This is a genomic window from Flavobacterium sp. OHVDL-2026-0007 (assembly GCF_059882335.1).
Map to the genome: position 1 here is coordinate 2,657,884 of NZ_CM187612.1, position 25,573 is coordinate 2,683,456.

Consider the following 25,573-nt stretch of genomic DNA (forward strand, 5'->3'; position numbering starts at 1 on the left):
AAAAATATCAATTCCTGATGACACATTGATTTACCTATTAAGCCATTTTTACACAAATTTTTAATCCTAAATTTAGCCAAATTACAACACTGACACAAATTTTTGCTGCTAAAACGCATTTTTGCACAAATTTTTACAGCTAATTTAGGCAAATGATCTTTTATGATTTATTGTTAAATGAAGCATCGTAAAATTTACTTATGAGGATATACTTACCATATCTTCTATTATTGCTGTTGGTTAGAATGTTTTTTTAAGATTTTCCCATACGGAAGAGATCCTCTAACCAAAATAAGCGATTGAGAATAGAATTACCTCTATCCAACAATCGCTTCTCTTTTAAATCTTCGAACTATCTTGCATCTACTTTTTATCCCATAAATTCATAAAAAAACCTACTCCGAATGAAGTAGGTTCCTAATATAATGTAAGATGAATTAATTTACCATTTAATAATAACACTTCCCCAAGTGAATCCACTTCCGAAAGCTGCTAAAACTACAGTATCCCCTGATTTAATTTTCCCTTTCTCCCATGCTTCAGTCAAAGCAATTGGAATAGAGGCTGCTGTGGTATTTCCATATTTCTGAATATTGTTATACACCTGATCGTCTGACAATTTGAATTTATTTTGAATAAATTGAGAGATTCTCAAATTGGCTTGATGCGGAATCAACATATCAATATCTGATACCTGCAATCCATTTGCTGCCAAACCTTCGTTGATTACTTCCGCAAAACGCACTACTGCATTTTTAAAAACAAACTGACCGTTCATGTATGGATAATAACTCTCATCGTTTGGATCATTGTCAGCTAAAATATCAGTTACCCAACGAGCTCCCATACCAGGTGCTTGCAAAGCAAGTTCTTCAGCATGTTGTCCTTCTGAATGTAAGTGTGTCGATAAAATTCCTTTTGTCAAATCTTCCTCACGAGATAAAACGGCAGCTCCTGCTCCATCACCAAATATAACCGAAACGCCTCTTCCTCGAGTAGTCATATCCAATCCTGTAGAATGCACTTCAGAACCAATAACTAAAATGTTTTTATACATTCCGGTTTTAATATATTGATCGGCAACTGAAATGGCATACACAAAACCAGAACATTGATTTCTTACATCTAAGGCTCCAACGGTTCTCAATCCTAAATCACGTTGCACTAAAACTCCAGGACCAGGAAAATAGTAATCTGGACTTAAGGTAGCAAAAACGACAAAATCGATATCCTCTTTAGCAACACCTGAACGCTCTATAGCAATTTTAGCTGCCTTTACTCCCATTGAAGTTGTCGTATCTTCTCCACGAATTATATGTCTACGCTCTTGAATTCCCGTGCGCTCTTGAATCCATTCGTCATTGGTATCAATAATCTTGGACAAATCATCGTTAGTCACAACATTTGAAGGAACATAATATCCTAAGCCCGCTATTTTTGAATGATACATATTCTTTTATTATTTGTTAAAAAATTGGATTGCAAATTTAAGTATACTTTAAAACATTAGTGTCCAAATTACTATTTTTTTCGGTATTAGCAATTATTATCTTAAAATTCCTTTCCCATCTCAAAATCTAACAATTAATCAAAAAAACCATTTTTCTTTAAAAAACAGAAGAAAAAACATTTAAACTGTAACAATATTGGAGTACTTTAGACCAACTTTATGAATTCTTTATTTAAACCCCTAAAATTCAAATTATGAAATTAAAGGTTACCTTACTTCTATTCTTAAACATTGGCTTTATCGCCTTTGCTCAAGAAAATTTAAACTATCAAAAACCTTCTAAATCTATATTAGATTTAGCTGATTACCAGAGAGCTCCCAATGTATCACTCGACACCAAAAACGAGTATATGTTATTAATGTATAGACCCACATACAAAACCTTAGACGATTTAAATCAAGAAGAACTTCGTTTGGGTGGTCTTAGAATCAATCCCATTACTAATATATCGAGTTCTGCCACCTATACTAACAATCTTAAAATAAGAAAAGTAAACAAAACCGATGAAGTACAAGTTTCTGGTTTGCCTAACAATCCTAAAATAAGCAATATCTCTTGGTCTCCGAATGACAAGAAAATTTTATTTTCACATACTACTGCCACTGGTGTTGAGCTTTGGGTTTTAGATGTAGCTACAGCACAAGCTACAAAGCTAACTGAAGCAACTGTAAACGCCAACCTTGGAAATCCTTTTACTTGGTTTTCAGACAACGAAACCATCTTAGTGAAGATGCTTCCTAAAAACAGACCTGCTTTGTTAGATTCCAAAAAGGACTTACCAACAGGACCAATTGTATCGAATACTTCTGGAGAGAAATCTCAAAACAGAACCTATCCTGATATGTTGAAAAACAAAAATGACGAAGTTAATTTTGAAAACATTACTACTTCTGAATTATATAAGGTGAACCTTAACGGTACAGCTACTTTATTCAAAGAAGCAGCCATGTATGCTGGTGAGCGAATTTCTCCAGATGGTAACTACATCATGTTAACTACTATTCAAAAGCCATTTTCTTATGTGGTTCCACTAAGTAGATTCCCTTCCAAAACAATCGTTTATGACGCAAGAGGAAAAGAAATTAAAACCGTTAATGAGGTTCCATTAAACGAAGTAATCCCTAAAGGGTTTATGGCCGTGAGAAAAGGAAAAAGAGAAATGAGCTGGAGAAACGACAAACCTGCTACTCTTTCTTATGTGGTCGCTTTAGATGAAGGAAACCCGGCCAACAAAGTGGACTTTAGAGATGAAGTTTTCCTTTGGGAAGCCCCCTTTACTAATGATGCCACTTCACTGGTAAAAACACCACAACGTTTTAATGACATTGTTTGGGGTAACGATAACGTCGCTGTTCTTTCTGACGAATGGTACGATACACGTAACACCAAAACCTATTTGATCAACCCTTCCAATCCAAAAGAGCAACCCAAACTAATCACGGACAGAAATCAACAAGACGTCTATTCAGATCCGGGTCATTTTGGAACCAAAAAGAACCAGTACAATAAATACGTCTTAGACTTAGAAAAAGATAATGCCTATCGTATTGGTGAAGGGTATACTAAAAATGGTCAATTCCCTTTTATTGATCAGTTCAACGTAAAAACATTACAAACCAAACGTCTTTATACTTCTAAATACACAGATAAAAAAGAAGATATCGTAGAAGTTGAAAATCTAAAATCAGGTAGAGTATTAGTTCAAATTCAATCTAAGAGTGACTATCCGAACTATTATTTCAGAAACATTACTAAACAAAACAGCTTAACGCCAATTACTTCTTTTAAAAACCCATTTGAGAGTATTAAAGACGTAAGTAAAGAAGTCATTAAATACAAACGTAAAGATGGAGTAGAACTTTCTGGTACTTTGTATTTACCTGCAGGGTATGACAAAGCCAAGAAAGAAAAATTACCATTGTTAATCTGGGCTTATCCAGCAGAATACAAAGACAAAAACAGCGCGGGACAATCCACTCAAAATCCAAACGAATTTACGTTCCCTTATTATGGATCATTCGTTTACTGGGTCACTAAAGGATATGTTGTTTTAGACGATGCTGCATTTCCAATCATTGGAGAAGGTACTACAGAGCCAAATGACAACTTTATCTCACAGTTGGTAGATAATGCTGCAGCAGCAATTGATGCTGTTGATGCTCTAGGTTATATTAACCGCAAAAAAGTAGCTGTTGGTGGACACTCTTACGGAGCTTTTATGACAGCCAACTTATTGACACATTCCAACCTTTTCGCTTGTGGAATTGCTAGAAGTGGGGCTTACAACAGAACCCTTACGCCTTTTGGATTTCAAACAGAACAACGTAACTACTGGGAAGTTCCAGAAGTATACAATACAATGTCTCCTTTTATGAATGCAGACAAAATGAAAACACCACTTTTATTAGTTCACGGTGAAGCCGATAATAATCCTGGAACTTTCACTTTGCAAACCGAGCGTTACTTTCAAGCATTAAAAGGTTTGGGAGCTCCAGCAAGAATGGTGATCTTACCTAAAGAAGCGCACAGCTATGTAGCCAAAGAAAACATCCTACACTTACTTTGGGAACAAGATCAATTTTTAGAAAAAAATCTAAAAAATTAGATCCATCCCTAAATATCAAACCCGACTAGCTTCAATGAAGAGTCGTCGGGTTCCTTAAAAGAAAAAGCGATAAACACATCTATTTATGTTTATCGTTTTTTTATTTTATAAGTAATTCAAGCCTAAAAATATTTCTTGTTCCAAAGGCAAATCGATTTCACTTTCGAAAAACACCAATTGTCTTTTATATACGGTTTCGATCAAATAATGATTTCCTCTAAAATAGGTTCTCCTGATTTTTACTGGTAAGTTAGATTCGGTAACCATTTTAAATTGATGCGGATACACCAAGGTTTTATGCATTTGATCTTCATAAGGAACCAGCACATGGGTTGGCACTTCATTGACTTCACCAAATAAAGACGCTACATATTTTGTCTCAGGATCCTCATAGATTTTATTCGGATTATCTTTAGCAATCACTTCTCCATTTCTCATGACGATAGCTTGATCAGCAAAAGATAAAGCATCGGTACTATCATGGGTAGCAATAATACACGTAATGCCTTTTTGCTTTAAATAACGAAACAAGTTTCTTCGTAACGCATTTTTTCTAAAAGCATCGATTTGACTAAAAGGCTCATCGAGTAAAATCACTTCTGGTTCGAGCGCTAACACGCGTACCAAAGCTACTCGCTGTTGTTGCCCTCCACTTAAAAATTTAGTTTTTACATTTGAGAACTGTTCCATCTCTACCATTTCTAGTAGCTCCTGAACGCGTAGTCTTTTCATATTCGCAAAACCATTGGAAAGAAACTTACCCACATTCTCTGCTACCGTTTCAAAAGGTGACAAATCAAAATCCTGAGCCAAATATTTCATATAAGGCATTCCCGGAATCAAATTGTATTTAGGTCCTAGAATAGGTTTTTCGTCATAGAACATCTTCCCTTCATCTAAATTGTACAAACCGTACATTAGTTTCAGCAGTGTACTTTTACCACAACCGCTCTCCCCGATAATGGCAATATTCTCGCCTTTATTTATAGTAAAGGAAACGTCCTTGATAACAGGTTTATCAGTATATGAAAAAGAGATATTTTGAATGTCGAGCATGGTTTGTATTTGAGAGTGCAAATTTACAATGATTAATTTCTAAAGTCAAAAAAAAAGCTGCTTCAATTTGAAACAGCTTTTAAGAAATTTTATTGTGTATGAAACTATTTTGCAGCTTCCGCTTTAGCATCATTTATCATTTTGTCATTTGCAGTAATAGCAAATTCAACACGACGGTTTTGCGCTTTTCCTGCAACAGTAGAATTATCTGCAATTGGATCAGCAATTCCTAAACCAGTTGTTTTAAAACGACTTGCTTGCAATCCTTTTGAAACTAAATAGTTTTTCACAGCTGCAGCTCTTTGTCCTGATAATGTTAAGTTGTATTCTGGTTTACCAGTATTATCTGTATATCCAAAAATATCAATATCCGTATCTCCGTATTCTTGAAACACAGGAACTAATTTATCTAAATTTGCTTTTGCTTGAGCTGTCAAAGTTGATTTATTAGTATCAAAACGAACGGAATTTTCATTCAAAGTTAATTTAATTCCTTCTCCTACTCTTTCTACAGTAGCCCCTGGTAAAGCTTGATCGATTTCACGCTTTTGCTTATCCATTTTATTTCCAATAAGCGCACCAGTTCCACCACCTACAGCAGCACCAATAGCAGCACCTAAAGCAGTGTTTCCACCTTTACCTAAGTTATTTCCTAAAATACCACCGATAATACCACCGGCCACAACACCAATTCCAGCACCTTTTTGTGTGTTATTTGCATTTTTAACTGAATCGCAACTTACAAAAAAGCTACTCAACATAAGTAAACTACTTAAACCTAAAACTGTTATTTTTCTCATCTTTATATCTTTTAATATTAATTAGCTCTTTGAAATTGGTATACTACATCCTTAGTTTGTCCACCAACATTAATGTTATCGATCAACTGAAAAGAAGATTCAGTTAAACCAGCTACTTTAAGTAAATAGCCCTCTCTTACTTTTTTGGCTTTTATTCCTGCATCTAGAATTTTAAGCACAAACATCCCTTGATTATTGATACTCCAAACAATTGGAGACGCAAAACCCGTACAACTTGGCGCTGTTAATGCCATGTTACCACTATTGTTATTCGAAACAAATTTCCAAGTACTACCAATAAAACATTTAGAATCTGCAAGATCAAATGAGTTTACTTTGATATACTCAGAACCTGGATAAGATACATTAGTCAATACCCAATTTCCTTTAATGGCTACCTGAGTTGGTCTGTCCAATTTTTTTGAAAGCGTAGTTTCTCCTGAAGAACCTGTTGTAGACGAAGCTGATTTACACGCAAAAAACATCGTGGCCATCATGCAGATAAGAATGATTTTCTTCATTTTTTTCATTTTTAGATTAATACTCATGCATTTAACAATCATAATACTGCAAATATACAATTCGTACAAATATCTTTTGTTCTAAAACTTGATTATTTTCTTTCACAATTAACACTCCCGACATTTTGTCATTTGAAATACAATTGGTATTCTATTTGAAGAAACGTAGAGACATCACATTAAACTAAAAATTATAAAATATGACAACAGGTAAAATTAATGTTTCGGTTGAAAACATCTTTCCCTTAATCAAAAAGTTCTTGTACAGCGATCACGAAATTTTCTTACGTGAGTTGATTTCAAATGGAACGGATGCTACTTTAAAACTAAAACACTTAATTAGTATTGGAGAAGCCAAAGTAGAATATGGCAATCCAACTATTGAAATTAAAGTAGACAAAGAGGGAAAAAAAATTCACATCATTGACCAAGGTCTTGGGATGACTGCTGATGAAGTAGAAAAATACATCAATCAAGTAGCCTTCTCGGGAGCAGAAGAATTCTTAGACAAATACAAAGACTCTGCTAAAGACTCTGGAATTATTGGTCACTTTGGTCTTGGTTTTTACTCTGCCTTTATGGTAGCGGAAAAAGTAGAGATCATTACTAAATCGTATAAAGATGAACCAGCTGCACATTGGACCTGTGACGGAAGTCCAGAATTCACTTTAGAGCCAGCTGACAAAACTTCACGTGGTACAGAAATTATACTACATGTGGCGGAAGATTCTCTTGAATTTTTAGAAGATTCAAAAATCAGTGGTTTATTGAATAAGTATAATAAATTTATGCCTATTCCAATTAAATTCGGAACCAAAACAGAAACACTTCCTAAACCGGAAGATGCTCCTGAGGATTTCATAAACGAAACTGTTGAGACAGACAATATCATCAACAACCCAAATCCAGCTTGGACCAAACAACCAACTGAATTAGCGGACGAAGATTATAAAAGCTTTTACAGAGAATTGTATCCAATGCAATTCGAAGATCCGTTGTTCCACATTCATTTAAATGTAGACTATCCATTTAACTTAACTGGAATTCTATATTTCCCAAAATTGGGTTCTGATATGCAAATTCAGAAAGACAAAATTCAATTGTATCAAAACCAAGTTTACGTTACAGATAACGTAGAAGGAATTGTACCTGAATTTTTGACCATGTTAAAAGGAGTTATCGATTCACCAGACATTCCGTTGAACGTTTCTCGTTCTGGTTTACAAGCGGACGGTGCAGTGAAGAAAATCTCTAACTACATCACACGTAAAGTAGCCGATAAGCTTAAAGCTTTATTCAACGAAAACCGTGCTGACTTTGAGCAAAAATGGAACGACATTAAAATCGTTTTAGAATACGGTATGCTTTCTGAAGACAAGTTCTACGAAAAAGCGGGTGCTTTTGTATTGTACCCAACAGTAGATGATACTTACTTTACGCTAGAAGAGTTAAAAGAAAAAATAAAAGACAACCAAACTGATAAAGACGGAAAATTAGTTGTTTTATACGCTGGAAACAAAGACGCTCAACACTCTTACATTGAAACTGCAAAAGAAAAAGGATACGAAGTATTGCTTTTGGATTCACCAATCATCTCACACTTAATTCAAAAAATTGAAAGTGATAATAGTGGATTAACTTTTGTACGTGTCGACTCAGATCATATTGATAACTTAATCAAAAAAGACGAAAACACGATTTCTAAATTATCTGATGAAGAGAAAGAAGCATTAAAAACTTCACTAGAAGCTTACATTCCTAAAGCGTACAGTGTACAATTGGAAGCTATGGACAGTCAAGCGGCACCTTTTATCATCACGCAACCAGAATTCATGCGTAGAATGAAAGAAATGAGTCAATCAGGTGGCGGTGGAATGTTCGGAATGGGCAATATGCCAGAGATGTACAATTTGGTAGTGAATACCAATTCTGACCTAGCAACAAACATCTTGAACACTGAAGATAAAACACACCAAGAACATTTGGTAAAACAAGCTTTAGATTTAGCTAAATTATCGCAAAACCTTTTAAAAGGAGAAGCTTTAACTGCTTTTGTAAAAAGAAGTTTTGAAATGATCAAATAAGATTTTTAACTTAAAATCTACTTATATGAGGATGTCTGAAAAGGCATCCTCATTTTTTTTACACCTCTATTTTTATCGGACAAAAATGCCTATTTAGTATAAAACATTGGCAAACCTGAATTAGGTTGTCCCTGTTTTTATCTACAAGAAATTGCCAATACTATTGGGATGCGGCACTGTTTTTTGGCGGAAAAAAGAAATGCGAAGGCTTACTTCTAAAATAGCTAAAGACTGCTCCTGACACTTGTTTTAATTCTGAAATTGGAATGTTTCGCGAACGAAATGCCAGCCCAAGTGACAAACTAAAACTAACCATAAAATTAACCAAACCAATAAGTCCGATGCCTAAAAATGACCAGAAAAACATCCATTGGTCTACATAAAAGTTAGCTCCATATAAACCCATTGCGAAGTTTCCACTGGCAAAAGTAATGTGTCTGATGTCAATATTTAATCCAAAGAAAATCCCGATAAAAACGGTGCTTCCCATAAAAACACCAAACCAAAAATTAGAAATAATTCCAGCCCATTTTTTTTCATACAATGAGGCTAATTTTTTAGTCCATTTTTTTCCTAAACTTATTTTAAGTAATGGATGTTCCTCAATACGGTAGTAAATACGGTTATGTTTATCACGATTCTCAATACTACCTGCAATAATCCCGGATAAAAAGAGAAAAACACCTGCTATAGCCGCGTGAAAAATTGCTGGAGAATAAAGCGGGTTTAAATCATTAAGTAACGTGGGCCATTTTTGCTGTGCAATATTATAATGGAATATTTGGTCGATACCCCAAATCCCTATTAATGAAACCGGAAAAGCAATAATAACATTACCTACAAAGGCAATAAACTGCGAGCGGAATACCCGTGCAAAAAATACAGCAAACTCTTTGTACTTGTAGTCTTTTTTGTCCTGCCCTTTTTGTTTAAATCCTTTCTGCAAAGCCCTTACTAATGCAGAAGCTGTCATTGCGGGTTGCTTTGTTGCCAATGTAAAGCCAAGTATGTAAATAATGATGAATCCAATAGAATAATTCATGCTGTATAAGAACATATGACCAAAACCACTCGTATCTACTTTACCTAATAAAAGCTTGATGATACACAATATCCCGACGATAAAACCACCACCGGCTGCTGAGTAAAGCATTTTAAAATACTCTTTACGGCTGTTTGTTATATAATGTTCTCCAGTATTGGCGGTATGTTGTGTTATTTCATAGGATAAAAGCTGTGTACTCTCATTGACTAATTTTTGAATATTGTTTTTATTACAATTGTATTTAATGAGTTCATAGCAGAGATAAATGGTATTTCTTCTGGCATCTTCTTGGTTATCTTGTACTAAAAGAGGTAATAACGATCCTAAGCGCTCGAGTTGCTGGCGAATGCGTAACAGACTTTGGTTTACATGCAGCGAAATGCCAAAATTCTTACTGTTTTTAAACGCAGTTTTGATATAATCTGTGCATTGTTTTTGTAAAATAATCAATTGTTTATAGTCCAGATCATCTGCCGTAATACTATTATCAGGAGATTCAAGCAGTTTTTCACTCATTGCCAATAATTCGCGTTGAAAGGCAATAAACGGACTTTCCAGATTTTCATATTCTGGCACCATACGGATTACATCTCTTTCCATTGCAGCTCCGCAAATACGATACGTAATAACCTCCATGGCAAAAACCAGTTCCTTAAACGACGAATTTTCGTCACCGGAGCCATAAATTGAACGAAATTTTAAAAGCGAAAATAATTGCAGAATTTGCTCCTGAGGTATTTTTCTAATCCAGATCAAATCTGTATTGACAAAAAATACTTGAGTCAGGATAAACTGCAAGGAGTCTTTTTCTGGCTGTTCGGGAATTAATTTAGCAAAAAGTCTCTTGCGCACTTCAAAAAAGAAATTGGCATCTTGAAGAATCCCGGCATCCGAAAGAATTTTATTGAACTTTTTATTTTCTAAATTAGTACCAATACAATCCAGCAGACCATCACGATAGTTTGGATTTTCCTGAAGTAGATTCATTAGCTGAGACAGATCGACTACTGATACTTTTTTAGGTTTTTTAGGTCGAATTAAATTAACCAATTCTACTAGCAAATCTATATTTCCTATTTTAGAATTCCATACCTGTTCGCTATTAAAGTTTTTTTCGAAAAAGTATTTTAATGTCATTTTTGGTTTTCTACTCCATTTCATTCTATCTGGTTTAATAATTGCCGTTTTTACAAATAAACACATTCTTTTGATTATTCTCCGATAAAAAAGAAGTAATATGAAGGATCTCTTACTAAATCTAAATGCCTTATAGGTTTTATGCCTCGGTGATGAACTTTACCTAAATCCCCACAGGTATGAAATTCGAATTTTCAACCTCTCTGCTAGTCGATATACACATCAATTACTTGAGTACCCTGTTAAAAATCTATCTTTTTTAAAACCTATAGAAGACGTAACTCCTCATAAAATCCCTAACCCGTCTGATTCCATTCCTAAAATTAATAAGTCTCTTTACTTTCCACTAATTTGAGCGAAGATCCAACGTTTTTTAGTTCAAATAAAACCACGTTAAGGATAAAAAAACAGCCAACAAACAGTAATTACCTGTAAACAAGTTACTTAAGTAAAATAAAATGTTTAAAAACAGCATTTAAACACCATCTAATGGTAAAATACAAATAACTAAAAGTCCCTGACTAACAATAACTTAAGAACAAAACGCAAGAATGCCAAGTATTTAAAAAATTAACCACTAAATGGTTACAAAAAATAAACTCACAATTACCTCATTGTCAGTATTTTTAGAAAAAACATTCTAAAAAAAAGCCATAAGTCTTAAAAAAACATAAAGAAAACAGAAAATCATTCTAAACATAAAAGAACGCAATGAAGTTTTAAAAATATATTTGCAAAACCAACCATGTAGTTGAAAACAAATAGTAAATAATTAACACCCAAAAAAATTATGTCAGACTTTTTAAAACAATTTGGACAAGATCTAGAAAAAAATGTACCTGGTTTCATCGCAGTTTCAATTGCAGAAATTCAAAGTGGAATGTCATACTATTCACTTTCTGCAGTATCAGAATTTGATCCTGAATTAGCCTCTGCTTTCAACCTTGAGGTTGTAAAAGCAAAAATGAACGCAATTAGTGCTTTAGGATTAAAAAATCAGGCTGTTTCAGACATTATGATTACCCTAACGTCTCAAATACATATCATTGATATTTCTGAAGACAATTTATATATGATCTATTTAGCAGTTGACTCAAGCAAAGCAAACTTAGGAATGACCAAATCAATTCTTAACAAGTATAAGAAAGAAGTTGCTGCCAAACTATAACTGATTTAGATTTGTAAAATGGTTAACTAGTAATGGTTAGCCATTTTTTTTTAATAATTTTAAAAAAATAAGTCATGAAAAAGAAATTACTATTACTTGTATTTTTAACTTTTACCACACTCATTAAAGCACAAACTACTAAAGGGATTATTGGCGACCACAATTGGCTCAATATTTGGACTAATTTTAATCCCACAACTACCAACTATAATGACGCCTCTATAATCATCAACGGTATCATTAAAACAAACATGACATTAAAAAAAGAAAATGTTTATGTATTAGTCGGAACAGTTTATGTAGACCCAAATGTAACCTTAACCATTGAGCCAGGCACATTAATAAGATGTGATACCGATGCTTTGTCTGCATTAGTAATTACAAAAGGCGCTAAAATCATTGCTGAAGGCACCGAAACCGATCCGATAGTATTTACCTCTAACAAAAGTTCAGGAGACAGAAAACCTGGAGATTGGGGAGGGATTATCCTCCTGGGAGATGCGCCAATAAATAAGGTTGGAGGAATCGCTTCTTTAGATTTCAATCTTGACTCCCAAAGATCCATTTATGGAGGAGATAACAAAGAAAGTGATTCGGGGATACTAAAATATGTAAGAATTGAATTTTCCGGAAAAAGAACCCTTACCAATAAACCCATAAATGGATTATCATTAGCTGGGATTGGGACAAAAACAAAAGTAGAATACATACAAGTTACATCATCGGATGAAGATTCCTTTCAGTTCTACGGAGGATATGTAAACACCAACAATTTAATATCATTGCGATCAGCTGATGATGATTTTGATTTTACTCAAGGTGTTCAATGTAACATCTCGAACAGTCTTGCAATTAGAAGCCCTTACTTATCTGACAGCTATGGATCCCGATGTTTTGAAATGGAAACTGTCGACACCCGAAAAGGAGAAGTTTTAGACAGCAAAAAAGAAATGACCCGAGTCAATGCAACAAATTTGACCATGATGCATACACAAGATATTGGAGCTGAAATTGGAGGACTTAAACACGAGGCCATATTACTTCGAGAAAACACCTTTTTAACCCTAACTAACTCCGTAATATCAGGTTACAGTCACCTCATTGTATTTGCAGATCTCATTCCCATTTCCGAACCATATTTAGAGACCATTATTTTAAAAGATCTTCTTATTAATGATACCAAGATCATTGGAATAACTCAAAATATAGGCTTTAATACCCTTATCAATAACTATTACAAGGATAAAGCATTCGCAATAGAGTATATCGATCTTAACAACAATGTATTATTCAAAAATCCATCCATGAGAAAAAAACCAGATTTTAGAATTGAAAGAAACTAAAATAGCCACACCAAACAAGATACCTTCAAGAAACCTTCTTAAAAACAGTTATAGTAATGCCAAAAGCATGTCTCTCACACTGCAACTATTTCAATATAAAGCTGTTACCTGTATGCCAATTTTATCTTCCGGCTTATATAAAAATAAGCAGGACTCTTGTTAAAATTAGCTGCACTATTCTTTCAAAAAGTCCCTATAAAAAAAAACAGTAATCGCCAAGACTACTGTTTTTTTTTGTGCACTTATTTATTTTTTCTACAGAATTACAAGCTGTAAACGTTGACAATTAAAGCCCTTCATTTTCCTAGAATTACAGCAACTGCTGAACAAACTACTCGTATAAAATAAATTATATTACTGTATGTTCTTAGCCCTTTTAGCAGCATCGGCAATATAAGAAAGCAACCATGCCATTTGTCCCTGTTTTGTGAAATAGATGCTTTTAGATTTCACATCAGGAATTTTCTCTAATAGCGTTAGCAATATTGAATTTGCCGCAATTAAGTGTTTTTGCGAATAGGTTTTCAACACCTTATCAATCTCCTTGTTTTGCAAAGCTAACGCCTCAAATTTGGCATAATCTGTTTTTATCATGTTATTGTAGGCTGCAACTTCCTTCATTTCAAATGGACTAAAATTTTCAATTGCGGTTTTTCCCTTGTATAGGGTGTAGAATGCCCATACTGCGCCTCCGGACATGTAGATGTTTTCTTTGTTGAAAATTTTTGGACTTTGCCCATACAAACGATCTGTGAGTTCTCTTAATTCACGTAATTCAGTAACCAGTAATTCATTAAATTCATCAATTGAATTGTTTATCGCTTTTTTATTTATCTTCTCAGTAAAAGTTACTGTTCCTAAATCTAAAGTCACGGGATAAAACACTAAGATCGCATCGTTGTTGAATTCCTCCACATAGCCTCCCTTGGTATTTCCACCACCAATATCAAGGATCAAAGAATCAGCATACTCTTTTGGTGGAATACATCCTTTTAACAATAATTTCCCTTCTGTTTCAGAAGAAATTACGGCCACATTAATATCGGTAAAACCGTATAATTTTTGGAGCAATAAATCAATATTTTTAGCCATTCCAACTCCAGAGGATACCACTATAAAGATCTTCTTTTCTTCAATTTTATATTCGTTACGTAGTTTTGCGTAATTTTTCACCACTACATCAAAGGCCGTCTCAATATCCTTTGTTGCTAATTTACCATCCACAGCTATCCCTTTGGCGATCGCAACGTTTTCTGTCCAAAACTCCACTACTTCATATTTACCTTTTTTAATGTTTCGGACATCTACTACCGACATCTTTACGCCCTTACTACCTATTTCAATTCCAGCATAGAGTTCCTGTGAAATTAAAATCGAAGGAATTAAAAAAATAAATATAATTATGGCTTTCAATACAATATTTTTTCTCATCTTAAATGTGTGTTTGTGTGTACTTTAACAATATAACCAGCTCCTTTTTATTCATCATTGAAAAGGAATTAGATGTTCCCTTTCGTATCAAAGAGCTTATTGATTCTTGTTTTTATCTATAAAAATAGATTGCACTATTTTTATTTTAGTTTCCATGGTTTCTTTTTTAACCATTTTCATCAACAAATAACAAAGCGAAATAGCAAATAAACCGATTAAGCTCATAAATATGAAGTCTGCTTTATAGCTTGCGTAGGCAACAATTTCCATACCTGTCTTAGCACTTAGTACATGTGCAAGACTGAAACTCATTGTGAAAACGGACATATACTTCCCCTCTTGATTATTATGTGATCTGGTCATGGCAAATGAATTTGCAAAAGGAAACGTTAACATTACCCCAAGAGTCATAAAAAACATCATTAAATACAATATCCCAGACCACTGATCATTCAATAGCAATAGTACATAACTAAACACCATAGATGACAAACCAACCATGATAACATTCAGCTTATTAATTTTCTTTTTTTCAACGTAATTAACAATGGGTAATTCAAACAGTAATGTTAATATCCCGCTAAAACTCAAAAGCAATCCACTGCTCACTTCTGATAAATTAAATTGCTCTTTGTGATACAAAGTCAAGGTAGTAAATACTTGAAAGTACATAATCCCTGTTATCATCGAAATGAACATATGCGTTAAAAAAGCTTTATCTTTTAAAATAGCATATTTGTCTACTCCCATATTGTTTTTTTTGAGTTTAAAAGGTAATTTTCTTTCTTTAACTAAAACGACAAAAATGAGAACTGCTAGAACACAAGTAGCAGCATCTACATAAAAAAGATATTTATAACCAATTAGTACAATTATAAGACCACCTAAGGGAGGACCAAATAAAAACCCCATGCTTGTTGCTGCCCTTACTAGAGCCAGTGCTCTGGTTTTGTTATCTTTTCGAGTATACGTATTTAAGGACACAAGCATTGCGGGCCTGAACATATCTGCTATACTAGTTAATAACAGTATTGAAATACAAAACCCTTCAAATGATGTTGTAAATTGTAATATAAAGAAGATTAGTCCACTTCCCAAAAGGCTACCAATCATTACTTTATAGAATCCGAATTTATCAGATAGTATGCCACTTAGCCAAGTACCTATAAAAGAACCGACACCAAAACAAACCATAACCCAGCCAATCTGATTATATTCAAAATGCAAGTTCTCCCTCATATATTTTGAAAGAAACGGAATTACCATTGTTCCGGTTCTGTTTATAAAAGTGACCAACGCCAAAACCCAAATTTCTTTAGGAAAACCACTATAGTTTTTTATGTATTTTCTTCTTAAGCTACCTATCATTTTTTTTTGATTACGTTTTCTTTTTTATTTAATTTTCACACCACTTTTGAATAAATCAAAGGGAGCGCTTTTACTTTAAAATTATTATTCGAGTTTTACTTTATAATTCTCTACTAATTGCTGCTCAAAGAGGAATTAGTACAGCATATAAATAAGGCTACTAATACGGAACTTCTATGTCTGGTAAAATTTATTTTTTAACACCAATACCATTTTAAAATTGTTGCCTTACTACTTCATAGCTATACCCTATATTTAGAATGTTCTTTTTTTATTCAAAACATCCCTCTAGGCATATCCTAAACCCGTTTTATTATTTGAATTTAATTAGAGGCATCTTTATTGAAAATAATGGTATTAACCACCACTTCTTTCATCCATTTAATGGTTTCGATTACACCTATGTCTTTACAAATCATATTACAGTTTTGATGTCCCCAAGCCAAATTATAAGGGGAATGATTGAATTCTCCTATTTTCAACTGATTGATATAAAAAAGGTTTATTGGGCTAATATCTTTAGCGGCATCTGACCGCTCAGAGGATTCAAAGAAGTTAAGCAGAAATGCCTCCGCACTTATTTTTTTTAAACAAAGGGGACAAATCGTATTTTCAACATTATCAATAATTCTCGTCTTGTACAGTCGTTCCGTGTCCGCTAATTTTTGATTATTACAGGCCGTAATTATAGCCGTACTTCGATTTTCGATTTCACTTTGGGTCATACCTGCGCTAAGAGCAACTTCCTTGGAATCATAACAGAGCCAGAATAAATATTCTACTTGTAAGTAACAGGATTTTATCGTTAAAAGAGAGGCGTACTCTGCTACTCTGATGCCGGCACCTTTGCAAGAACTGGTAGTAAACCCTAGGGTAATTTTTTCTTCATCTTTTGAAGTTGATGGTAGTATTCTTGCAACAAAATGACCCTCTATAGGACTTGTTCTCTTTTCAGCTACTGTGAGCTTATTTTTATAAGGATTAAACTCGTTCCATTGCGCCCTTGTCTCGTAAAGTAAGATAGCATTGACACCAAGTTTTAATTTCTTAGCCTTCAATATAACTAATGCCTCTGGATTTGTGTAATAATCTTCAGGGCTAAGCACCACAATAAATCCTCTCTCAAATCTGTTAGAACTAAGAACTGAAATATCGAATAAATGAATGGATTCAAAAGGGATCAAAACAGTACCATTTCTATTGGCTCTGTTTTGAAAAATCACATCATCATTTGCACTTCTGGTTTGTCCGGTTTTGTTAATTTTACTTTGCAGTATGGTAGGTAGTTTGGGTAGTCTTTTCGCCATAGACGTTTTTAAAGTTTGTGTTAAATTTTAAAATAAGCTATTATAATTTTCATTAAATGCTATCAAATGTACAATTAAAATCATAATAAAAAAACTACAAAAAAAACTCCTCTACAACTAAATATCAAAATCATTTTTTTTTATATGATTAGCCCATTGAAAAAAAGCAAGTAAAAAAAGCACATTAAGCCGGTCATTTTAATCATAGAAAAAATATTTTATTTTTTTTTCTATCCACCAACCTCTTCTTTACGTACAGTACGCTAATTCTAAATATCTGCACGAAAAGTGTTTAACGTTTATTTTTCAACCATTTTTAATTAATCCATTTTACATCTCTACTTTTTCCCAAAATAAGACGCATCTTTATTTTGCTAAAACTCATAAAATACAGCACCTAACAAGACAAATACCCTGCCTTTTTGTTTAAAAAAAAACTAACTTTTTTAACCTAAATAGTTAAATTAAAACACCTCTAAAGATTAAACATTTCTTAATATAAATCGATTTTTGGTATTGCAAGCGATTTTATTGTGCCAATACGACTTTATTACATATCGTTTTTCTGGGACTAAAATATTTCTCTGATGGTAAAAAGACCCCGTTAGCAAGCCTAAAGAAAATCGTTTTTGCGTCCGTTGTGCTTCTACTACATCTGTTTTCGTTTGAGCTTTTTCCCTCCTTTGTGCTCACAACCAAAAGAACCTCAAAACCTCTTAACTGGAGTAGCCTAAATAACAATTGCCCATAGCTTCTAGTAGATGCTATAGCGACACTTTGGGTTTTATTAATTTGAAGATAATACGCTGCCAAATAATGTAATCCCATTGATAAAGATAAAATCTTTGATCTGATTTTCTACTTCCACACTGCCATAAAGCGAGAACAGGAACCGACATAGATCCCTACCGAGTTAGGATCCTACTACTTGCCTTTTTTCAAAATTTTCGATATCCATTAATTTTAATTAAAAATCAAACACTACCTCCTCACATTCAAACTATTTTCTTTATTTTGCAGCAAAATCTATAAAACAATGAAAAAATCAATTATTGCCTTTGTTACTATTGCCCTATTAGCAGCTTGTAGCAAAAAAGAATCAACCGAAGGTTTACACATTACAGGAAACATAAAAGGATTAAAAAAAGGAACCCTATATATTCAGAGAGTTGTAGATACCGCTCTTGTTGTTATTGACAGCATCAAATTTGATGGAAGTTCTGCTTTCGAAAGCGATATCAAATTAGAATCTCCAGAAATGCTTTATTTGTTTCTAGACCGAGGCGTTACTAATTCATTAGACAACAACATTACTTTCTTCGCAGAACCAGGTAACATCAATATCGACACTAACTTAGATAACTTTATCAATGGTGCTAAAATTACAGGATCTAGAAATCAAGAATTATACGAAGAGTACAAAAAAATAAACGCTCGTTTCACAGATGAAAACTTAAGCATGCTTGAATCAAAATTCAAAGCCATGAAAAATAAAAACCAACAAGCAGTGGATAGCATTAGTGCCAAACAAGACGCTAATGTTAAAAGAAAATATTTGTACGCTACGAACTTCGCCATCAATCATCATGATCAAGAAATAGCCCCTTATATTGCTTTAGCTGAGATCTACGACATCAATGTTAAATTCTTAGATACCATTCAAAAATCGATGACGCCAAAAGTAGCACAATCGTTATACGGTAAAAAACTAACTAAGTTTGTTAATGATGTAAAAAAGCAAGAGCAAAAATAAGTACCCGTTATCACAACGAACCTATCCAAAAAAAAGAAAAAACGTCCGAGGACGTTTTTTTTTGTGTCAATTTCAATCCCTTAGCCCTAACAACCAAAGATTGAATTCATCGCATCAAAGTAGTTCGTTGTCATTATCTTGCAAACAAAGCACCTACAATGGCAAATACAAAGATTAATGCATACAAGACAAAGATGGAGACCATCATAATCCCAATAAACTTATAGTGCGATTTTAAATAACCCAAAGAAGCAGTCAATACCTCTGAATCATTATCTCTAAAAGCTCTTTTCGCATTAGTAGAAAACTTATTTAAATAATACACCGGGAAGAAGTAAAGCGCAGCCATAACAAGGTAAAAAGCGCTCATCATTACCTTAAATGATCCTCCTAAACCTCCCATACCTGCCATTGCATTTCCCATAGAAGAGAAAATAACACTGGCAAAGAGTCCGAATAAGACCATAATTCCAATTCCCACGTATCCAAGAATGGATAAAAAGTAGGCCCACTTAGCCGTTTCTTTTAAAAAGTCTTTTGCAGTTTCATTGAGATGCAACTCAAATTTTTCAAAAATCGAATTTTCTTCCATTGGTATATTTATTATTTCTGGTTAGAAAACAAACATATGAAAAATATTACATCTTTTTCAACAAATCAAGCCTACTAAAAACAAAACTTTATTTATTTCAAAAATCCCTTATTTATATTCCTTCGACAATAACAGAAACACCATTATTGATTTCCAATCTCCCATTTTAAATTTCGAAACATTTTAAAACAAAAAAAATCCTAATGAACTAAATCATTAGGATTTTTTGTACTCAGAGCGGGACTTGAACCCGCACGAACATTGCTGTTCACTGGATTTTAAGTCCAGCGTGTCTACCAATTTCACCATCCGAGCAGGATGTATTACGTAATTAAACGATCAACAAAAGTAAGAATAAAAAACCCTGTTCCAAAGAACAGGGTTTTCAAAAGAAAGGCGACGACATACTCTCCCACATAACTGCAGTACCATCTGCGCAGGCGGGCTTAACTACTCTGTTCGGGATGGGAAGAGGTGAGCCCCGCCGCAATAACCACCTTAAGGTCGTTTTGCAATGGGTGATTAACTTGAGCTAATCAACATTACACAATATCTTAACATACTGAGATAAAGAAAAAAGTATTTATTAGAAAGTTTCTCCCCCTGACCGAAGTCAGGGGAAAAGGTGTACATAAGCTTACGGATTATTAGTACTACTCGACTATGACATTACTGCCTTTACATCTATAGCCTATCAACGTGGTCATCTTCCACGATCCTTAAAAGAAATCTCATCTTGTGGTGGGTTTCGCGCTTATATGCTTTCAGCGCTTATCCCTTCCAAACGTAGCTACTCTGCGATGCTCCTGGCGGAACAACAGATACACTAGAGGTTTGTCCAATTCGGTCCTCTCGTACTAGAATCAGATCCACTCAAATTTCTTGCGCCCACAGTAGATAGAGACCGAACTGTCTCACGACGTTCTGAACCCAGCTCGCGTGCCACTTTAATGGGCGAACAGCCCAACCCTTGGGACCTTCTCCAGCCCCAGGATGTGACGAGCCGACATCGAGGTGCCAAACCCCCCCGTCGATATGAGCTCTTGGGGGAGATCAGCCTGTTATCCCCGGCGTACCTTTTATCCTTTGAGCGATGGCCCTTCCATGCGGAACCACCGGATCACTATGCTCTACTTTCGTACCTGATCGACCTGTATGTCTCTCAGTCAAGCTCCCTTATGCCATTGCACTCTACGCACGGTTACCAAGCGTACTGAGGGAACCTTTAGAAGCCTCCGTTACTCTTTTGGAGGCGACCACCCCAGTCAAACTACCCACCAAGCAATGTCCCCCGCAATCGCGGGGTTAGGCCTCAGATAAACAAAGGGTTGTATTTCAACAATGACTCCACAACGCCTAGCGACGCCACTTCACAGTCTCCAACCTATCCTACACATCATTTATCCAAGGTCAATACTAAGCTATAGTAAAGGTGCACAGGGTCTTTTCGTCCCACTGCGGGTAAACGGCATCTTCACCGTTACTACAATTTCACCGAGCTCATGGCTGAGACAGTGTCCAGATCGTTACACCATTCGTGCAGGTCGGAACTTACCCGACAAGGAATTTCGCTACCTTAGGACCGTTATAGTTACGGCCGCCGTTTACTGGGGCTTCAATTCAATGCTTCTCCGAAGATAACATCTCCTCTTAACCTTCCAGCACCGGGCAGGTGTCAGGCCCTATACTTCATCTTACGATTTTGCAGAGCCCTGTGTTTTTGATAAACAGTCGCCTGGACCTCTTCACTGCGGCCAGCTTGCGCTGGCGACCTTTCTCCCGAAGTTACAGGTCTATTTTGCCTAATTCCTTAGCCATGAATCTCTCGAGCACCTTAGGATTCTCTCCTCGACTACCTGTGTCGGTTTGCGGTACGGGTACTTATTACCTGAAGTTTAGAGGTTTTTCTTGGAAGCCCTTAGGCGCACTATCTCTTTGTCCGAAGACTCCGAGTACTATCGTATTTCCCCAAGCCGCGTGGATTTGCCTGCGCAGCTTATAGGTAGGTACTTCAACGAACTATTCCGTCAGTTCGCGGCGCTTTCATCACTCCGTCACCCCATCACAGTAATAAGTAGTACGGGAATATTAACCCGTGGTCCATCGACTGTCCCTTTCGGGTTCGCCTTAGGTCCCGACTAACCCACAGCTGATTAGCATAGCTGTGGAAACCTTAGTCTTTCGGTGTGCGGGTTTCTCGCCCGCATTATCGTTACTTATGCCTACATTTTCTTTTCTAACCGGTCCAGCAGGCCTTACGACTCACCTTCAACCCTGTTAGAATGCTCCCCTACCACTCCGTAAATAAATACGAAATCCATAGCTTCGGTAATATGTTTATGCCCGATTATTATCCATGCTCGTCCGCTCGACTAGTGAGCTGTTACGCACTCTTTAAATGAATGGCTGCTTCCAAGCCAACATCCTAGCTGTCTGGGCAGACAAACCTCGTTCTTTCAACTTAACATATATTTGGGGACCTTAGCTGATGGTCTGGGTTCTTTCCCTCTCGGACTTGGACCTTAGCACCCAAGCCCTCACTGTTGTGAAACATTATATAGCATTCGGAGTTTGTCAGGAATTGGTAGGCGGTGAAGCCCCCGCATCCAATCAGTAGCTCTACCTCTATATAACTTTATGCACAACGCTGCACCTAAATGCATTTCGGGGAGTACGAGCTATTTCCGAGTTTGATTGGCCTTTCACCCCTACCCACAGGTCATCCGAAGACTTTTCAACGTCAACCGGTTCGGTCCTCCACTGTGTGTTACCACAGCTTCAACCTGCCCATGGGTAGATCACACGGTTTCGCGTCTAACACTACTGACTAAAGCGCCCTATTCAGACTCGCTTTCGCTACGGATCCGTGGCTTAACCACTTATCCTTGCCAGCAACGTTAACTCGTAGGCTCATTATGCAAAAGGCACGCCGTCACCCCACTAAAGGGCTCCGACCGCTTGTAAGCGTATGGTTTCAGGATCTATTTCACTCCGTTATTCACGGTTCTTTTCACCTTTCCCTCACGGTACTGGTTCACTATCGGTCTCTCAGGAGTATTTAGCCTTAGCGGATGGTCCCGCCAAATTCAGACAGGATTTCTCGTGTCCCGCCCTACTCAGGATACCACTATCTATTATACTCGTTACCCATACGGGACTATCACCCTCTATGGTGTCACTTTCCAGTAACTTCCGGTTCCTTGTACATAAAATGTCGTGGTCCTACAACCCCAACATTGCCGTAACAACATTGGTTTGGGCTAATCCGCGTTCGCTCGCCACTACTTACGGAATCACTTTTGTTTTCTTCTCCTCCGCCTACTTAGATGTTTCAGTTCAGCGGGTTTGCCCACCTATCGGTGTACTATGTCTTCAACATAGTGGGTTGCCCCATTCAGGTATTTACGGATCAATTCGTGTGTGCCGATCCCCGTAACTTTTCGCAGCTTATCACGCCTTTCATCGCCTCTGAGAGCCAAGGCATCCCCCATACGCCCTTATTTTGCTTATTGTACCAATCATAAATTAATATGACCGTTTTTTTTTATTCCCTGTTACGTATAACAGAAAATGCTTTCTACTTTTTATTATTTTCTTATCTCAATATGTCAATGAACTTTTATCCAAAACTTTCGTCTCGAATCAGTGGAGAATAACGGAGTCGAACCGTTGACCTCCTGCGTGCAAGGCAGGCGCTCTAGCCAGCTGAGCTAATCCCCCATTTCAATTGTAGAAACTGAATTCAGATCTTAGACCTGTATTCCATCTAATCTCTTTTGGTGAATTCCAACTTCTAGAATTTCCTTTTTTTTTAAGTTTAAATAGTTGTCTCGGACAGACTCGAACTGTCGACCCCTACATTATCAGTGTAGTACTCTAACCAGCTGAGCTACGAGACACTCTTATTCTTAAAAATTTATTATTTGAACTAACAGCAAGAGTAAAATAGTCTTAAAATCATGACCTATAAAGCTTCTTCTTTTTTCCTCAGCGTGTTGATAAATCAACTAACACTAAGGCTCTAGAAAGGAGGTGTTCCAGCCGCACCTTCCGGTACGGCTACCTTGTTACGACTTAGCCCTAGTTACCAGTTTTACCCTAGGCAGCTCCTTGCGGTCACCGACTTCAGGCACCCCCAGCTTCCATGGCTTGACGGGCGGTGTGTACAAGGCCCGGGAACGTATTCACCGGATCATGGCTGATATCCGATTACTAGCGATTCCAGCTTCACGGAGTCGAGTTGCAGACTCCGATCCGAACTGTGACCGGTTTTATAGATTCGCTCCTGGTCGCCCAGTGGCTGCTCTCTGTACCGGCCATTGTAGCACGTGTGTAGCCCAAGGCGTAAGGGCCGTGATGATTTGACGTCATCCCCACCTTCCTCACAGTTTGCACTGGCAGTCTTGTTAGAGTTCCCGACATGACTCGCTGGCAACTAACAACAGGGGTTGCGCTCGTTATAGGACTTAACCTGACACCTCACGGCACGAGCTGACGACAACCATGCAGCACCTTGTAAATTGTCTTGCGAAAGATCTGTTTCCAAACCGGTCAATCTACATTTAAGCCTTGGTAAGGTTCCTCGCGTATCATCGAATTAAACCACATGCTCCACCGCTTGTGCGGGCCCCCGTCAATTCCTTTGAGTTTCATTCTTGCGAACGTACTCCCCAGGTGGGATACTTATCACTTTCGCTTAGCCACTGAGATTGCTCCCAACAGCTAGTATCCATCGTTTACGGCGTGGACTACCAGGGTATCTAATCCTGTTCGCTACCCACGCTTTCGTCCATCAGCGTCAATCAATTAGTAGTAACCTGCCTTCGCAATTGGTATTCCATGTAATCTCTAAGCATTTCACCGCTACACTACATATTCTAGTTACTTCCTAATAATTCAAGTTTAACAGTATCAATGGCCGTTCCACCGTTGAGCGATGGGCTTTCACCACTGACTTATTAAACCGCCTACGGACCCTTTAAACCCAATGATTCCGGATAACGCTTGGATCCTCCGTATTACCGCGGCTGCTGGCACGGAGTTAGCCGATCCTTATTCTTACAGTACCGTCAAGCTGGTTCACGAACCAGTGTTTCTTCCTGTATAAAAGCAGTTTACAATCCATAGGACCGTCATCCTGCACGCGGCATGGCTGGATCAGGCTTGCGCCCATTGTCCAATATTCCTCACTGCTGCCTCCCGTAGGAGTCTGGTCCGTGTCTCAGTACCAGTGTGGGGGATCTCCCTCTCAGGACCCCTACCCATCGTAGCCTTGGTAAGCCGTTACCTTACCAACTAGCTAATGGGACGCATGCTCATCTTTTACCGTTGTGACTTTAATTATAAAATGATGCCATTTCATAATACTATGAGGTATTAATCCAAATTTCTCTGGGCTATCCCTCTGTAAAAGGTAGATTGCATACGCGTTACGCACCCGTGCGCCGGTCTCTAATTCCGAAGAACTATACCCCTCGACTTGCATGTGTTAAGCCTGCCGCTAGCGTTCATCCTGAGCCAGGATCAAACTCTTCATCGTATATTGTTGATCTAATAAATTAGATCGTATTGTTATTCGAATCAGTCTCTATCGGTTCATTTAATCAATCTCTCGATTATCTTACTCTTTATTCTTTTGTTTTAACATCTCTGTTAAAACGGCTGTCAATTCAATATGTCTACGAACGTGTCTTTTTTGTTTGTCGCTTATATCTCAAAGCGGCTGCAAAAGTAGAAAAGTTATTTACAACTGGCAAGAAAAATGTGAAGTTTTTTTTTGAAGACTTTCGTCTCGTTTAAACTTCTCTCTCTAACCAATCTTTCAATGAACTTTGCAATGTTTTGCGGGGTGC

Annotated in this window: 14 protein-coding genes, 3 tRNA genes and 3 rRNA genes; 5 read left to right on the top strand and 15 right to left on the bottom strand. The window is 36.5% G+C overall.

What is annotated here, in order from left to right; genetic code table 11:
• Positions 1-442: 442 nt before the first annotated feature.
• The gene (locus tag AC51AA_RS10580; protein ID WP_500702101.1) at positions 443-1,450 is read right to left on the bottom strand and encodes a 3-oxoacyl-ACP synthase III family protein; all 1,008 of its coding nucleotides are present in this window, start codon (positions 1,448-1,450) and stop codon (positions 443-445) included.
• Positions 1,451-1,704: 254 nt separating this feature from the next.
• On the opposite strand from AC51AA_RS10580, the gene AC51AA_RS10585 reads away from it, so the two are divergent.
• Entirely contained in the window at positions 1,705-4,116 is a 2,412-nt protein-coding gene (locus AC51AA_RS10585) for a S9 family peptidase (RefSeq protein WP_500702103.1), read from the top strand.
• 105 nt (positions 4,117-4,221) lie between these two features.
• Here AC51AA_RS10585 and AC51AA_RS10590 read toward each other — a convergent pair whose 3' ends face one another.
• From AC51AA_RS10590 to AC51AA_RS10600, 3 genes are all read right to left on the bottom strand, one after another.
• Positions 4,222-5,172, bottom strand: coding sequence for an ABC transporter ATP-binding protein (locus tag AC51AA_RS10590; RefSeq protein ID WP_500702105.1), 951 nt, complete (start codon positions 5,170-5,172; stop codon positions 4,222-4,224).
• A 104-nt stretch (positions 5,173-5,276) separates the two neighbouring features.
• Entirely contained in the window at positions 5,277-5,972 is a 696-nt protein-coding gene (locus tag AC51AA_RS10595) for a YiaD family glycine zipper/OmpA-like lipoprotein (RefSeq protein WP_500702106.1), read from the bottom strand.
• Positions 5,973-5,989: 17 nt separating this feature from the next.
• Complete coding sequence (locus AC51AA_RS10600; RefSeq protein ID WP_500702108.1) at positions 5,990-6,493, bottom strand: hypothetical protein; 504 nt, start codon at positions 6,491-6,493, stop codon at positions 5,990-5,992.
• A gap of 200 nt (positions 6,494-6,693) precedes the next feature.
• Between AC51AA_RS10600 and htpG the strand changes: the two genes are divergently transcribed.
• The gene (htpG, locus tag AC51AA_RS10605; RefSeq protein WP_500702110.1) at positions 6,694-8,577 is read left to right on the top strand and encodes a molecular chaperone HtpG; all 1,884 of its coding nucleotides are present in this window, start codon (positions 6,694-6,696) and stop codon (positions 8,575-8,577) included.
• Positions 8,578-8,737: 160 nt separating this feature from the next.
• On the opposite strand, the gene AC51AA_RS10610 is transcribed toward htpG, so the two are convergent.
• On the bottom strand, positions 8,738-10,783 hold the full coding sequence (locus AC51AA_RS10610) for a site-specific recombinase (protein WP_500702113.1): 2,046 nt from the start codon (positions 10,781-10,783) through the stop codon (positions 8,738-8,740).
• 766 nt (positions 10,784-11,549) lie between these two features.
• Here AC51AA_RS10610 and AC51AA_RS10615 point away from each other — a divergent pair.
• Both AC51AA_RS10615 and AC51AA_RS10620 read left to right on the top strand, forming a co-directional pair.
• Positions 11,550-11,927 (top strand): hypothetical protein, encoded by a 378-nt coding sequence (locus AC51AA_RS10615; protein WP_500702116.1) that lies wholly within the window; start codon positions 11,550-11,552, stop codon positions 11,925-11,927.
• A gap of 74 nt (positions 11,928-12,001) precedes the next feature.
• On the top strand, positions 12,002-13,270 hold the full coding sequence (locus AC51AA_RS10620; RefSeq protein ID WP_500702118.1) for a beta-helix domain-containing protein: 1,269 nt from the start codon (positions 12,002-12,004) through the stop codon (positions 13,268-13,270).
• Between the two features lie 354 nt (positions 13,271-13,624).
• Here AC51AA_RS10620 and AC51AA_RS10625 read toward each other — a convergent pair whose 3' ends face one another.
• From AC51AA_RS10625 to AC51AA_RS10635, 3 genes are all read right to left on the bottom strand, one after another.
• Entirely contained in the window at positions 13,625-14,701 is a 1,077-nt protein-coding gene (locus AC51AA_RS10625) for a Ppx/GppA phosphatase family protein (RefSeq protein ID WP_500702120.1), read from the bottom strand.
• A gap of 96 nt (positions 14,702-14,797) precedes the next feature.
• Positions 14,798-16,069: an MFS transporter gene (locus AC51AA_RS10630; protein ID WP_500702122.1), complete on the bottom strand. Its 1,272-nt coding sequence runs from the start codon at positions 16,067-16,069 to the stop codon at positions 14,798-14,800.
• Between the two features lie 323 nt (positions 16,070-16,392).
• Complete coding sequence (locus tag AC51AA_RS10635) at positions 16,393-17,376, bottom strand: BstXI family restriction endonuclease (protein ID WP_500702125.1); 984 nt, start codon at positions 17,374-17,376, stop codon at positions 16,393-16,395.
• Between the two features lie 1,036 nt (positions 17,377-18,412).
• On the opposite strand from AC51AA_RS10635, the gene AC51AA_RS10640 reads away from it, so the two are divergent.
• Entirely contained in the window at positions 18,413-19,129 is a 717-nt protein-coding gene (locus AC51AA_RS10640) for a DUF4369 domain-containing protein (protein ID WP_500702127.1), read from the top strand.
• Between the two features lie 133 nt (positions 19,130-19,262).
• Here AC51AA_RS10640 and AC51AA_RS10645 read toward each other — a convergent pair whose 3' ends face one another.
• The 7 genes from AC51AA_RS10645 to AC51AA_RS10675 all read right to left on the bottom strand — a co-directional run bounded on the left by AC51AA_RS10645 (position 19,263) and on the right by AC51AA_RS10675 (position 25,260).
• Positions 19,263-19,721: a hypothetical protein gene (locus AC51AA_RS10645; protein ID WP_500702129.1), complete on the bottom strand. Its 459-nt coding sequence runs from the start codon at positions 19,719-19,721 to the stop codon at positions 19,263-19,265.
• A gap of 229 nt (positions 19,722-19,950) precedes the next feature.
• A tRNA-Leu gene (locus tag AC51AA_RS10650) sits at positions 19,951-20,036 on the bottom strand.
• Between the two features lie 76 nt (positions 20,037-20,112).
• A 5S ribosomal RNA gene (gene rrf, locus AC51AA_RS10655) occupies positions 20,113-20,222 on the bottom strand.
• A 126-nt stretch (positions 20,223-20,348) separates the two neighbouring features.
• A 23S ribosomal RNA gene (locus AC51AA_RS10660) occupies positions 20,349-23,233 on the bottom strand.
• A 134-nt stretch (positions 23,234-23,367) separates the two neighbouring features.
• Positions 23,368-23,441 (bottom strand) — tRNA-Ala (locus tag AC51AA_RS10665).
• 105 nt (positions 23,442-23,546) lie between these two features.
• A tRNA-Ile gene (locus tag AC51AA_RS10670) sits at positions 23,547-23,620 on the bottom strand.
• 126 nt (positions 23,621-23,746) lie between these two features.
• Positions 23,747-25,260 (bottom strand): 16S ribosomal RNA (locus AC51AA_RS10675).
• The 16S, 23S and 5S rRNA genes sit together here with 3 tRNA genes alongside, the layout of an rRNA operon.
• Positions 25,261-25,573 lie beyond the last annotated feature (313 nt).